This is a genomic window from Enterococcus sp. DIV1328a, from assembly GCF_050536905.1.
Classification (GTDB): Bacteria; Bacillota; Bacilli; order Lactobacillales; family Enterococcaceae; genus Enterococcus; species Enterococcus faecalis.
The window spans coordinates 2,455,083-2,468,602 of record NZ_CP172912.1 but is presented as its reverse complement, the minus strand read 5'-3'; the positions used below and the strand labels follow the sequence as shown (position 1 = coordinate 2,468,602).

11 protein-coding genes are annotated in these 13,520 nt (G+C 38.7%); 9 read left to right on the top strand and 2 right to left on the bottom strand.

The window, feature by feature from the left end; genetic code table 11:
- Window positions 1–4: 4 nt before the first annotated feature.
- Both IGL93_RS11890 and IGL93_RS11885 read left to right on the top strand, forming a co-directional pair.
- Window positions 5–1,306: a PTS sugar transporter subunit IIC gene (locus IGL93_RS11890; protein WP_002397595.1), complete on the top strand. Its 1,302-nt coding sequence runs from the start codon at window positions 5–7 to the stop codon at window positions 1,304–1,306.
- Window positions 1,299–2,711: a glycoside hydrolase family 1 protein gene (locus IGL93_RS11885; protein ID WP_010713756.1), complete on the top strand. Its 1,413-nt coding sequence runs from the start codon at window positions 1,299–1,301 to the stop codon at window positions 2,709–2,711. The genes IGL93_RS11890 and IGL93_RS11885 overlap by 8 nt, the downstream gene beginning before the upstream one ends.
- 103 nt (window positions 2,712–2,814) lie before the next feature.
- On the opposite strand, the gene IGL93_RS11880 is transcribed toward IGL93_RS11885, so the two are convergent.
- Complete coding sequence (locus IGL93_RS11880; protein ID WP_002367364.1) at window positions 2,815–3,882, bottom strand: choloylglycine hydrolase family protein; 1,068 nt, start codon at window positions 3,880–3,882, stop codon at window positions 2,815–2,817.
- A 176-nt stretch (window positions 3,883–4,058) separates the two neighbouring features.
- On the opposite strand from IGL93_RS11880, the gene IGL93_RS11875 reads away from it, so the two are divergent.
- Complete coding sequence (locus tag IGL93_RS11875) at window positions 4,059–5,720, top strand: SulP family inorganic anion transporter (protein WP_002396652.1); 1,662 nt, start codon at window positions 4,059–4,061, stop codon at window positions 5,718–5,720.
- A 164-nt stretch (window positions 5,721–5,884) separates the two neighbouring features.
- On the opposite strand, the gene IGL93_RS11870 is transcribed toward IGL93_RS11875, so the two are convergent.
- The gene (locus IGL93_RS11870; RefSeq protein WP_010713757.1) at window positions 5,885–6,577 is read right to left on the bottom strand and encodes a hypothetical protein; all 693 of its coding nucleotides are present in this window, start codon (window positions 6,575–6,577) and stop codon (window positions 5,885–5,887) included.
- A 192-nt stretch (window positions 6,578–6,769) separates the two neighbouring features.
- Between IGL93_RS11870 and sylA the strand changes: the two genes are divergently transcribed.
- The 6 genes from sylA (at window position 6,770) to allE (ending at window position 13,420) form a co-directional block, all read left to right on the top strand.
- Complete coding sequence (gene sylA, locus IGL93_RS11865) at window positions 6,770–7,222, top strand: transcriptional regulator SylA (RefSeq protein WP_010776144.1); 453 nt, start codon at window positions 6,770–6,772, stop codon at window positions 7,220–7,222.
- 18 nt (window positions 7,223–7,240) lie between these two features.
- Window positions 7,241–7,753 carry a GNAT family N-acetyltransferase gene (locus IGL93_RS11860; protein WP_010713758.1) on the top strand — a complete coding sequence of 171 codons (513 nt, stop codon included), beginning with the start codon at window positions 7,241–7,243 and terminating at the stop codon, window positions 7,751–7,753.
- Window positions 7,754–8,346: 593 nt separating this feature from the next.
- The gene (gene allW, locus IGL93_RS11855; RefSeq protein ID WP_010713759.1) at window positions 8,347–9,843 is read left to right on the top strand and encodes an allantoin permease; all 1,497 of its coding nucleotides are present in this window, start codon (window positions 8,347–8,349) and stop codon (window positions 9,841–9,843) included.
- On the top strand, window positions 9,844–11,208 hold the full coding sequence (gene allB, locus IGL93_RS11850) for an allantoinase AllB (protein WP_010776143.1): 1,365 nt from the start codon (window positions 9,844–9,846) through the stop codon (window positions 11,206–11,208).
- Between the two features lie 181 nt (window positions 11,209–11,389).
- Complete coding sequence (gene allC, locus IGL93_RS11845) at window positions 11,390–12,613, top strand: allantoate deiminase (protein WP_010707067.1); 1,224 nt, start codon at window positions 11,390–11,392, stop codon at window positions 12,611–12,613.
- A 21-nt stretch (window positions 12,614–12,634) separates the two neighbouring features.
- On the top strand, window positions 12,635–13,420 hold the full coding sequence (allE, locus tag IGL93_RS11840) for a (S)-ureidoglycine aminohydrolase (RefSeq protein ID WP_010713760.1): 786 nt from the start codon (window positions 12,635–12,637) through the stop codon (window positions 13,418–13,420).
- Window positions 13,421–13,520 lie beyond the last annotated feature (100 nt).

Here is a 13,520-nt window from a genome sequence, read left to right as displayed (position 1 = left end):
TTGTATGTTTGATAAGTTTCAACGTTTTTTAGAAAAGTTTATTGGTCCAATCGCTGAAAGAATGCAAAAAAGTAAGGTCATTCAAGCACTAACTAATGGGATGATGGCTGTTTTACCCGTTTCTTTAGGGGTTGCTTTTATCGCAATTGTGGGGAATTTTCCTATTCCAATTTGGCAAGAATTTTTAACATCCATTGGGTTAGCTCCAATCATTCAAGAAGTCATTGCTATGACCAGTGGCTTGTACGCTGTTTACATTGTTTGTACCATTGCGTATGAAACTGCGAAGATGGAAAAACAAAATCCCATCACTAGTGTTATATTATCTTTGGCATTTTTCTTGATCTTGGTACCACAGTTTGCCGTTAAATTAGGTGGAGAAGAAACAATTGTCATTAAAACAGCATCAATTGGGACTGACGGGATTTTTGTAGCTATTCTAGTCGGTTTAGGTGTAACTATGTTATATAGTTATTTAATGAAAAAAGAATTTTTACGAATTAAATTACCTGATTCCGTTCCTACGATGGTGACAGATTCGTTAAGTCCAACCTTTGTAGCCATGATAATTTTTGTGGTAGCTTTATTAGTCAAAGCTATTTTCACATATACTGGTTCGGGGGATGCGATGAGCTTTTTAACCGAGTTAGTGAGTAAACCAATTGCATCATTAGGTCAATCACCAATGACGGTTATTGTAGTCTTTACACTAGCAAATCTATTATGGTTTTTTGGTATTCATCCAAGTCCAATTATTAATATTTTCTTTGCTGTGATGGCGCCAGTCTTTCTAGCTAATATTAATGCATTTATTGCTGGTCAAGCGTTGCCTTATCCAGAAATTATGTTTTTCTCTAGTATTATTATGGTTGGCGGAACTGGGAATACGATTGGTTTAGCCTTTTGTATGTTAAGAGCAAAATCAGAACGATACAAATCCCTTGGTAAATTAGGTGTTGTACCAAGTATTTTCAATATTAATGAGCCATTGATTTTCGGTGTTCCGATTATGCTGAACCCTATTTTCTTTATTCCGTTGGTAAGTTCAACAGCTGTCGGTGGTTTGGTGTTACATTTATTCTATAAAGTTGGTTTCTTAAATTACTATAATCCAACGGTTGAATTACCTTGGGTGACACCACCAGTTGTTGCAGAAACTTTCTATGGCGGCATTCGCTTTGGGTTGGCAATGATTGCTGTGGTAATTGCTCTGACGTTGTTATATTATCCGTTTTTCCGTATGGCTGATGAACGAGCAGTGAAAGAAGAGCAGACCTTAGCGACAGGAGAACAAGAAAATGAGTAGCAGCGAAAAAAAACAATTGAGCAGTATGCCAAATGATTTTTTGTGGGGTGGTGCAATTTCTGCTACTCAAGTAGAAGGTGCCTATAACCGTGACGGAAAAGGCTTGAGTAATTTAGATTTAGCTTTGCGTTGTAAAAAAGGGGAGAAACGTCAAATAACTCAACAAGTGGATGTAAATCAATACTATCCTTCTCATCGAGCGATTGGCTTTTATGAAAGTTATCAAAAAGATATCCAACTGTTCGCTGATATGGGATTTAAAAGTCTTCGATTTTCAATCCAATGGTCACGCATTTTTCCAACTGGAGAAGAGGAACGGCCTAATGAAGCAGGTTTATTATTTTATGAAAAAATTTTGGACGAGCTAGAGCGTCATCGAATCGAACCAATTATAACGATTTCACATTTTGATTTACCAGAAAATTTAGTGACAAAATATGGTTCGTGGAAAAATCGCCAAGTCATTACGTTCTATTTACGCTTTTGTGAAGCGCTATTTCAACGATTCAGTGATCGTGTCCGCTATTGGATTCCGTTTAATGAGATTAATGTTATTACGTATATGCCTTATTTTTCTACTGGGATTCATACGGAAAATTATCAAGAAATTTTCCAAATGGCGCATCATCAGTTAGTAGCAAGTGCAAAAGCGGTTCAATTAGGTCGGAAATATTCAAGTAACTATCGTTTTGCAACAATGCTTATGTATGGCCCGACTTATCCGCACAATTGTCACCCTGAATCTGTTTTTCAAGCAATGATGGATGATGAGGAAACCTATTATTTTGGTGATATTCAGATTCGAGGATATTATTCTCCGTGGGCTAAAAAAATGTTGGAGCAACTGGGTGTCCAACTAGTTATTACAGAAGAAGATGAACAAGACTTACGAGAAGGTGTGGTGGACTTTGTTAGTATAAGTTATTATATGAGTTGGACTACTGCACCAGAAACAGCAGCAGGAAATATGGCAACAGGAGGGAAAAATCCATTTTTAGAGCAATCTGAATGGGGCTGGCAAGTGGATCCACTGGGACTGCGGATTAGTTTAAATCGTTTGTATCAACGATATGAGAAAGAAATTATGATTGTTGAAAATGGCTTAGGAGCAGTTGATCATTGTTCAGAAAATGGTGAAATTTATGATGATTATCGCATTGATTATTTACAACAACATTTGCTGGCAGTGAAACAAGCGATTGTCTTAGATGGTGTGCCAGTAATTGGTTTTACCGTCTGGAGTGCCATCGACTCAATTAGTGCTTCAACTGGAGAAATTGGTAAAAGGTATGGTTTGATTTATGTAGATTTAGATGATGAAGGTCAGGGGACGCTGGCTCGAAAAAAGAAAGCCTCTTTTTATTGGTATCAAAAGATCATTGAGTCCAATGGTGCAGAGTTGTAAGCTCTATTTTCCGGAGTGGTATGATAAAATAACTGAACAACTAAACGCATGAACGAAACAACGTCTCTGACCAATTACCTGGTCAGAGACGTTGTTTGTGTTTTTATTGATTTAAATCTGTTAGTAGTAGCTCGTTAGAAACAGCAAAAGTAGTAACTTCTGTTAAAGCTGGATCCAAAGTGTATTTTGTAAATGAGGTAGTACTTTCTGGTTGGACATACATGGTTAGATTAGTCACATCATATCCTGACCAATAATGTGTGAAATCAGACAGAGAATTACTTTGACCTAAATGGCCAATCCCCCGAGGAATCATCACTGTTTGGAAGGCGCGATAGAGTTGCATAATCCCTTCAGAGCTATCAAATTCTTGGAGATTGTCAGAATAGTATAACGCACGAATGAAGCGTGACGGCGAAGTGAAGTCTCCTGGGATTCCTAATAGTCCGTAAGAAGTCCCACCTTCAATTGGGTCAAGTGTTGCGCCTGATTTTAAAGTGTAAGGTTCCTTAATAGCATAGTTGCGCATCCCGATATAGTTTCGTGCATTGGTTAAATGATAATTGTATTCTGGGCTGTTTGTGACTACGCCAATCGAATCATAAATGACGAACGCTCCGTTATCTGTTGGTTGCAAAACGATACTATTATTATTTTTATCATTAATGGTCCAGTGTAAGGTAAAATGAACTTCCCCCAATGAATCAAGTTGGAATTTTTGATCTAACAGGCCGATTTTTTCAAAAGCTACTTTTACTTCGTCAACGCTTTCAAAATTACTCAAAATATAAGCAAGTACTTCTTCTGCAATATGAGGTGTTAAACCACGATCTGCTAAACTTTCAGCAGGTGCTGTTGAAGATTCCATTAAATATTGAATATCACCAGATAAGCCGGCTTCGTTGATACCATCTGTGATAGCAAGGCTGACGGTTTTACCATCGTTCGCTGGTTGATCTGTGCCTGACATTGCTAGTCCCATAAAGGCATATTTTGCCGTCCAAGGATTTAGTTGGCTGTTTAGAACTGTACCTTTTGGAAATTGAGCAATTAGAGTAGGGATTTTTGGTGCAATTGGATCTTCGTTGCCAAAAAAGTCAAACGTAAAATCCATCGTACGTCCATAAAAAATATCATTTGTTTTGGAAATAATCTTGATGCCTGTACACATAATAGTTTCCCCCAATTAATGTAAGTTTGTGAAGCCTGTTTACTAGTTAAGCATATCATACTCTAGGAAACAGCGGTGGCTAAATTCCTAAAATATTAGACAATTTTGTCTAAATGAGGTGAAAAAAATTTTTTAGCGATTTCCTTCACAAAACACCTTATTATCTTTCCGAAAATATGATATCTTTAGAATGGAAATTTCATGAAAAGAGGATGCGAATGTTTAAAAAGTACACACAAATGATAAGGGATGAATTTAAAGGGTATAATCAAAAAAAATTGAAAAAAGATTTCTTGGCAGGTTTGACTGTCGCAGCCGTCGCGTTGCCATTAGCGTTAGCGTTTGGGGTCTCTAGCGGCGCCACTGCAGCAGCTGGCATGATCACGGCGATTATCGCTGGAATTGTGATTGGGAGCCTTTCGGGTGGATTTTATCAAATTTCAGGACCAACAGGTGCGATGGCAGCTATTTTAATGTCAATTGCGGCAGTGCATGGCATGCAAGGGATTTTGTTGGCCACCTTTTTGGCGGGGATTTTCTTGCTTTTGGCAGGGATTTTGCGTTTAGGGAGCTTGACTTCTTTTATTCCGTCACCGGTCATTACCGGGTTTACTTCAGGAATTGCTATTATTATTGCGTTGGGGCAGCTTGATAATTTCTTTGGGGTTCGTTCAGAAGGCCACAATTTAATTGAGAAAATCAGCAGTTATCGTTCATTGGGCTTTGATTTAAGTATACCAACGACGGTTATGTCGATTTTAGTGGTGCTTGGATTAGTGTTCTTTCCGAAAAAGTGGAATGCGATGATACCAGCTTCATTGGTGATGATTATTTTAGCTACTTTAGCAACAGTGGTTTTTCAACTGCCAGTGGCCACTGTAGGGAAAATTCCGACAAGTATTTTTAGTGATACACGCTTGGAACTTGGTTCGCTTCAATTAAGTGCGTTTCAGGATATTTTGGTGCCTTCAATTAGCATTGCTATGTTAGGTATGATTGAAAGTTTGCTTTGTGGCGCTTCGGCTGGTCGCATGACAGGGAAACCATTAGACAGTAATCAGGAACTAGTGGCACAAGGAATTGGTAACTTAATTTTGCCATTTTTCGGTGGCGTTCCTGCGACAGCAGCGATTGCCCGCACGAGCGTAGTGATTAAATCTGGTGCGCAAACACGTTTAGCGGGTATTTTTCATGCAGTCTTTTTATTGTTATCGATGTTGCTTTTATCGCCAGTCATGTCTAAAATTCCCATGCCTGCGTTAGCTGGTGTTTTAGTGGTGACAGCGTGGCGAATGAATGAATGGTCGGTGATTAAAGAATTCTTCCAGAAACGTTTCCACACAGCTTTATGTTTGTTCTTCTTAACGATGGTAGCGACCGTTATTTTTGACTTGAGTTTAGCGATTGTTTTAGGGGTCTTAGCGGGTTGCCTGTTTTTCATTGCGAAAAGTGCCGTGATTACGATTAATGTCGAGGAAGTTGATTGGTCAAGAATGGGGCTAGTACCGACCGATTGTACGGAAAATTGGGTGGTAGTTTATTTGAGTGGCCCGTTATTTTTCATGTCTTCTGAACGATTGAAACAAACGTTACTGCAATTGGAAACAAAAAGTGGTGTAGTATTTTCAATGCGAGGAGTTCCTAGCATTGATAGTACGGCGTTAGATATTTTAGAAGAATTTTGTCTTGCAGCAGAAGGTCGTGGACAACAAGTTCAATTTGCCGCTCTGCAACCAGAAGTTGAAAAAATGATTCGAACCATTCAAGGAAATCAAGAGAAAGAATACCATTTCTCAGTCGCAGAATTTTTACAAACGGTGCATGTTGCAGAACAATAATTCATTTTCAAATGAAATGTTCTATTTTCTATTGCGTGCTTAATGGGTGAAGAAATAAGAAAAATAAGTGGGGACTAAAACGAGTTTCTAGAGGAGTTCCTAAAAAATAATAAAGAGAAAACTTCTCAGTATGAAGTTTTCTCTTTATTATTTTTTTAGGTTATTTATTGAATTACTTCTAGCATAACGTCTTTTTGATCATCCGTAACATTGCCTGCGTAGTTAGGAGTGATTAAAGATATCGAACCATTTTTATTGTTGAATAAGTATAAAGTACCCGATCTATTTTGTTCATCGTTTGAAGAAATATTAGTTCCTAAAATTAACTCTGTATTTACTTTAACGGTGCGAATACTGTTATCGCCCGCCGAGAATATTCTAATCTCTTTTGTAGGAATTGTATTTATAGATAGCTCATATTTATTAATGGCTTCTTTCACTTGACCATTTTCAGCCCCAAACAATTTAGTTCGGAAGGTAGCAGTTGGTGTTGAATTTAAGTTTTCTAACGTAATTGAAGTTGGCACATTCATTCCTTTAAAATTAAATACTAGTGGATTGTTTAAACTACTAAGATCGACAGCATAAGGTGTTGCTTCTAAAGAATTTGCTTCTTCGACATTTGTGGATACTTCATTTTTAGACTTTGCCGAAGCTTGAGTGGTGCTGGCACTTTCTGAAGTTTCTTTTAGTTTATTATTAGAGCTTGTTTCTGTGCTAGAACTGTAATGATTAGTACTGCTTTTTATTGATGTTGTATGATTGGTAGAATTTTCTTGTTTTTTAGGTTCATTCGCTTTTTGAGAACTACAACCTGTTAAAAAAATAACTAAAATAACACAAAATAATTTTTTCATACTATTCCTCCTATAGACGCTATAACTAATTTTATCTTACTTGTTAATATAACAAAAGAAATAATTATTTTATTTTCACGAATGCTCAAATTGTTTAAATCTGTAGTTTTTATACTTATTTTTGTTGCATTTGCAACAAAAATAAGTTAAAGTAATGACAATCATAAAATATTAGCGAAAGGAAGTGTCCTAGTGACAGATATTTTAAGAGAAATTGGCATGATTGCGCGGGCCTTAGATTCAATCAGTAATATTGAATTTAAGGAATTATCTTTAACACGAGGACAATATCTTTATTTGGTCAGGGTCTGTGAAAATCCTGGAATTATCCAAGAAAAGATCGCCGAACTGATTAAAGTTGATCGAACCACAGCGGCGCGGGCGATTAAGCGTTTGGAAGAACAAGGCTTTATTTATCGTCAAGAAGATGCAATCAACAAAAAAATTAAGCGGATTTATGCCACAGAAAAAGGGAAAAACGTTTATCCAATCATTGTGCGCGAAAATCAACACTCGAATCAAGTTGCTTTGCAAGGCTTGTCAGAAGTGGAAATTTCACAATTGGCAGAGTACTTAGTCCGGATGCGTAAAAATGTCAGCGAAGATTGGGAATTTGTCAAAAAAGGGAACACTCGAAATTATTAAGGAAAGGACGACTGATTGATGGGAGAAATAAAAAAATTAACAATAGAAGATGCACCAGCGTTACAAGAAATCAGCATTGAAACTTATACAGATACTTTCGGACCATATAATACCCCAGAAAATATGCAAGCCTATTTAGTAGAAGCCTACAATTTAGAAAAATTACAAAAGGAATTGGCTAATCCCCACTCTGACTTTTATTTTATCTTTGTCGATAATCAATTAGCTGGCTACATGAAATTAAATCGTGAGAAGGCACAAACGGAACCGATGGGGCCAGAAAAGCTCGAGGTTGAGCGATTGTATATTTTGCCTGCGTTTAAAGGAAAGAAGCTGGGAACACAATTGTTAGAACTGGCGGAAGATAAAGCTCGTGAATTTGGTAAAAACGCACTGTGGCTAGGTGTCTGGGAACACAATGATGCGGCGCGGGCATTTTATAAAACGATTGGCTACCGCTATTACAGTCAACATTCGTTTTTTATGGGAGACGATGAACAGACGGATTTTATTTTGTTAAAGGAATTATAGCAAGGAAACCTAGAAACAAAGATTTCTGATTTTATCAGAAATCTTTGTTTATTTTTTTGATTAAAATTAAGCAATTTTTTATTTTCAAAATGTTATTTTTTAAAACGTAAAAATTGAAAAAGAAGATTTTGAATCTGTGAAAAGTTGTCGATCTTGTGAGAAAACTCTTTTGTCAGTGTCTTTTTTCAGGATGGGTCTCTTCCTGAAAATCCACTTCAGTTTATCTGTTTTTTGTGTGTTTGATTAAAAAATGTTGTGTTGGATTTCATTTAACTGTATAATTTATTTATGTCATTTTTAATAATAAACGTATTTTAGCATTTGAAAAGAGAAGTTGTACATAATATGTGAATAAAAAGATTTGTTTCTTATTTTCTAGAGTGAGAGGGCGATATAAAAAAGGTTGCTATTTTTTCGTTCAAAGTGAACAAAGAATCGTTTGTTATTTAGTTGGGGTAACTAATGATTATTGTTATAAAAAGCGCTTACAATTCGTGTGATGAGAGTAGTACGCATGTTTGTGCAAAAGTGACAAAAAAGAGAAGGCAGGGTGTTTTAATAGAAAAAAATTTTAATAAAAAGGAGAGTTTGTCGTGGAGAAAAATGTGTCTCAAGTAACAGCTCAAGAAGAAACAGCGCTGAAAGCACGTGGCTACAATGAGGATTTGTTGCCAAGTAGCCCGAAACAACGGACAATGGGCGCGCGCAATTTTTTTACATTATGGATGGGTTCGATTCATAATATCCCGAATTATGCAGCAGTGGGCGGCTTTATTTTCTTAGGTTTATCGCCGCTGCAAGTTATGCTGGCAGTTGTGCTAAGCTCATTCATTGTAGCAGCCTTCATGAATTTGAATGGCGTGGCTGGCTCTAAATATGGCATTCCTTTTGCGATGCACTTACAGTCTACTTACGGCAGTCTCGGGGCAAAACTGCCAGGGTTCTTAAGAGGTTGTGTGGCCGCAATTGCTTGGTTTGGTCTGCAAACATTTACAGGATCGCTGGCTTTATTAATTATTCTCGGGAAATTTTGGCCGAACTTTTTAGAAATTGGTGGATCATTCCAGTTTTTTGGTCTCAGGCTACCTGAATTAATGGCGTTTACTCTTTTCTGGCTCTTAAATGTGGCAATAGGTTTCGGTGGTAGCAAAATTTTGAACCGTTTTACCGCCATTTTAAGTCCGTTGATTTATGTCGTTATTATTGGATTAACGATTTGGGCCATTCGAGCTGGGGGCGGTTTAACACCAATTTTGTCTTATCAAGTTTCTGGTGCGATTCGTTCAGTCAATCCACTTGTGGCGTATCTGATTATTTTTAACTCGGTTGTGGCCGTTTGGTCAGCACCTGGTGCGAGTGTGGCGGATTTTACTAAGAATGCGCGCTCGACACGTGCTCAGGTTGTGGGGCAAACAGCAGGTTTAGTTGTTGGTTATGGGATTTTCGCTTTTTCCAGTGTGGTTATTCTGTTAGGTGGTTCGCTGTATTTTGGGATTCAAGAATGGAATATTTTAAACATTATTGATCGTTTAGATAATGTGGCAGTGGTGGTCTTAGCCATGTCGGTTTTCTTATTAACGACTATTTCAACGAATGCAACAGGGAACATCATTCCGGCAGGTTATCAATTGGCGGCGCTGTTTCCTAAAAAAATGACGTATAAAAAAGGCGTCATGATTGCCAGTGTTATTAGCTTTCTCATTATGCCTTGGAAACTGATGGAAAACGCCGATAGTATTTTTATTTTTCTGAACGCAATTGGGGCTGTTTTAGGACCAGTCGCTGGCGTGATGATTGCGAATTATTATTTTGTTCAAAAGCAACAAATAGATTTAAATGCTTTATATGTAGATAAACGCAAAAAAGAGGAAGCCAATCCTTTTTACGGATTAAACAAGCCGGCGTATGTCGCTACTATTCTGGCGTTGGTTCTTTCCTTAAGTGGTCAATTTATTCCACAGGTTAAAATCATTGCTGATATTTCGTGGTTTGTGGGCTTTGCCACAGGTTTTGTGCTGTACTTAGTGTTAAAAAAATGGACTTGGGATTCAAAAAAAGTGAAAGAAACAGCTTATCAGGAGGGAAAATAAATGCAAGCAGAGTTAGTGATTAAAAACGGGTTAGTTATTTTAGAAACTGGAGAAGTCATTACGGATGTCGCCGTTCAAGAAGGAAAAATCGTAGCGATTGGGCAAGACTTGTCAGGAGAACGTGTGATTGATGCGACGGGTTTAGTCGTTAGTCCTGGGATGGTGGATGCTCATGTTCATATTACCGATCCTGGTGGTGGTTACCGCGATGAATGGGAAGGGTATGTCACAGGAACGGCCGCTTGTGCCAAAGGGGGCGTGACGACCTTTATGGAAATGCCTTTAAATCAGATTCCAGCAACTGTGGATAAGACCTCTCTTGAGATCAAATACAAGGCAGGAGAAAATAAACTAAAAGTAGATGTAGGGTCATTTGGCGGCGTGGTCCCGACCAATTTGGCTGGTGGGATTCAGGAACTTGATGAAGGAGGCGTTTCCGGCTATAAATGCTTTTTAGGAACGTGTGGCGATCGTTCAATTGAAGGAGACTTTCAAAATGTCGACGATTATTCACTATATGAAGGAATGAAACAAGTCGCCAAGACTGGCAAAGTGCTAGCAATCCATGCAGAAAATGCACCAATTACGGATAAATTAGGCGCGTTAGCTTATCAAAATGGTGAAACGACTTTAGCGGCATATGTAGCTACACGTCCTGTGTTTACCGAAGTTGAAGCGATTCAAAAAGCCATTTTATTTGCCAAAGAAACAGGTTGTCGGATTCATATTTGTCATGTGGCTTGTCAAGAAGGCGTGGAAGAAGTTTTGAAAGCCCAAGCAGAAGGGGTAGATGTGACTTGTGAAACATGTACGCATTATTTATATTTTACCACGGATGAACTTGATGCCATTGGTCCAGTTGTCAAATGTTCGCCGCCGATTCGTGACGCGGACCAACAAGCCGCCTTATGGAACCACGTGCAAACAGGCGGCATCGCGTTTGTAACCTCTGACCATTCTCCTTGTACGCCAGACTTAAAAGATACAACCAATGCTTTTGAAGCTTGGGGCGGCATTTCTGGTGTTCAAAATAACGTCGATGTGTTATTCGATGAAGCCGTCCAAAAACGTGGTTTATCCTTGAAACAATTCGCGGATATGATTGCAGCAAACCCAGCTGACCGTTATCACTTAGCGCAAAAAGGCCGCATCAGCATTGGTAAGGATGCCGATTTTGTACTAATTAAACCTAATGCGCCGTATATCTTAAAAGCAGAAGATTTAGAATACCGAAATAAAATTAGTCCTTACATTGGTCGTGAAATTGGGGCCCAAGTGATTCAAACAATTTTAAGAGGCGAAACAATTTACGCACAAGAAACTGGAGTAACTGAGGCATTTAACGGCGTATTTATCAAAAATTAAACACCTATTTTAGAAATGGAAAGGGACAGAAGCGTGATTGAATTAGCGCCTCTGTCCACGATTTAGAGGATGTTCGTTGGCTGTTTTGCACAAAAAAAGGCTTAATTTTGTTTGATAAGTACAATGAAGATAGCTAGGGAAACGTTTACAATCAGAGTGTAATCAGTCAGGAGGTTTTGTGATGGACTTGGAAAAAGTTTTAAAACAAAGAATCGAAGAGTTGTCAGCAATTGGGAGTGATCCTGCAGGAGGGATGACACGCTTACTTTATACAGATTCGTGGTTGGCAGCACAAAAGTATGTGCAAAGCCAAACTGAGGCGTTTGGACTGGAAACGCAATTTGACGAAGTCGGGAATCTGTTTTGTCGAGTGGCAGGAACGGAATTTCCTCAGGAAACGATTTTAACTGGGTCACATATCGACACAGTAGTTAATGGTGGGACCTTAGATGGTCAATATGGTGTTATTGCTTCCATGACGGCTGTTCAATATTTATTAGACAAATATGGGAAACCACGGCGTTCTCTAGAAGTGCTTTCCATGGCTGAAGAAGAAGGGAGTCGTTTTCCAACGGTTTTCTGGGGAAGCAAAAATGTCGTTGGTGAAGCCAAACGTGAAGAAGTAGTCGACATCTCTGACAACGAAGGCAAAAAGTTTGTTGATGAGATGCATCGCCAAGGCTTTGATTTTCGGCAGGAGCAAACAAGACGTGAGGACATTGAAGCATTTGTCGAAATTCATATTGAACAAGGCAATATTTTAGAGAACGAAAAGCTCCAAGTCGGTGTTGTTCATAGTATTGTAGGGCAACGTCGCTACACGGTTACCTTAAAAGGGCAAGCCAATCATGCAGGCACTACGCCAATGAGTTACCGTCATGATGCGGTATATGGCTTTGCTAAAATTTGTGCAGAAGCCATTGATCGTGCGAACGAAATTGGGGATCCGTTAGTTTTAACATTCGGCAAAGTCATTCCGAAACCCAATACAGTCAACGTGGTGCCTGGAGAAGTGGAATTTACAATTGACTGCCGTCATACCGACGCTGCTTTTTTACGACATTTTACAGGTGAATTAGAAGAACGGATGAAGACAATTGCTCAAGAATTAGGCTTGACGATTGCAATTGACCGCTGGATGGATGAAGCCCCTGTACCGATGAATCAAGCAATTGTAGAAGTTATTGAACAAAAAGCCAAAGAAGGCAAGTATCAGTATCGTATGATGCATAGTGGTGCTGGGCATGATTCGCAAATTATTGCGCCCCATTACCCGACAGCGATGATATTTGTGCCAAGTATTGGTGGGATTAGTCATAATCCAGCAGAAGCAACGGCATTTCCAGATTTGGTTGAAGGCGTCAAGCTTTTAGCAGATACCTTATATGAATTAGCGTATAAATAAGATAGAAAAGGAAGAATTGTGATGGGTTATAAAAATAATCGAGTTGGTTACCAAAAAGAATTGTTAACATCAAGAGCTGTGATAAAAAAAGACAATTACGCCATTATTCCCCATGATGGTTTGGTGCAAAATGCAGTACCTGGTTTTGAAAATGTCGATATTTCCATTTTGGGATCACCTAAATTAGGTGCGACATTTGTGGATTACATTGCTACGTTTCATAAAAATGGTCAACAAACAACTGGTTTTGGTGGCGACGGGATTCAAACGTTGGTTTATGTCATTGACGGTCGTTTGCGCGTTTCAGATGGTCAAGAAACCCATGAGCTTGAAGCCGGGGGCTACGCCTACTTTACGCCTGAAATGAAAATGTATTTAGCGAACGCACAGGAAGCGGACACAGAAGTTTTCTTATATAAAAAACGCTATCAGCCGTTGGCGGGCCATCAACCTTATAAAGTGGTTGGGTCAATTCATGACCAACAACCCGAAGAATATGAAGGAATGACAGACGTTTTACTTTGGAGTTTATTGCCGAAAGAGTTTGACTTTGATATGAATATGCATATCTTATCTTTTGAACCAGGCGCTAGTCATGCCTATATTGAAACGCATGTCCAAGAGCATGGTGCGTATTTAATTAGTGGCCAAGGGATGTACAATTTGGACAATGAATGGTATCCAGTGGAAAAAGGGGACTATATTTTCATGAGTGCCTATGTGCCACAAGCAGCCTATGCGGTTGGCCGTAAAGAACCGCTAATGTACGTTTATTCCAAAGATGCCAATCGTGAACCAGAATTATAACGAAAAGCCGAATGTAAAGTAATGACCTCGGAACAATAGGATTTGAACACGCAGTGGTGAACGGTAGAGTCCTTTTTCTTGGTAGACGTTACTTTTATTC

Excerpts from the sequence above, each read along its gene's own strand:
- IGL93_RS11890 (WP_002397595.1), top strand. The coding sequence starts at position 5 with ATGTTTGATAAGTTTCAACGTTTTTTAGAAAAGTTTATTGGTCCAATC.
- IGL93_RS11860 (WP_010713758.1), top strand. The coding sequence starts at position 7,241 with ATGGGAGAAATAAAAAAATTAACAATAGAAGATGCACCAGCGTTACAA.
- IGL93_RS11870 (WP_010713757.1), bottom strand. The coding sequence starts at position 6,577 with ATGAAAAAATTATTTTGTGTTATTTTAGTTATTTTTTTAACAGGTTGT.
- allB (WP_010776143.1), top strand. The coding sequence starts at position 9,844 with ATGCAAGCAGAGTTAGTGATTAAAAACGGGTTAGTTATTTTAGAAACT.
- IGL93_RS11875 (WP_002396652.1), top strand. The coding sequence starts at position 4,059 with ATGATATCTTTAGAATGGAAATTTCATGAAAAGAGGATGCGAATGTTT.
- allE (WP_010713760.1), top strand. The coding sequence starts at position 12,635 with ATGGGTTATAAAAATAATCGAGTTGGTTACCAAAAAGAATTGTTAACA.
- IGL93_RS11885 (WP_010713756.1), top strand. The coding sequence starts at position 1,299 with ATGAGTAGCAGCGAAAAAAAACAATTGAGCAGTATGCCAAATGATTTT.
- allC (WP_010707067.1), top strand. The coding sequence starts at position 11,390 with ATGGACTTGGAAAAAGTTTTAAAACAAAGAATCGAAGAGTTGTCAGCA.
- IGL93_RS11880 (WP_002367364.1), bottom strand. The coding sequence starts at position 3,882 with ATGTGTACAGGCATCAAGATTATTTCCAAAACAAATGATATTTTTTAT.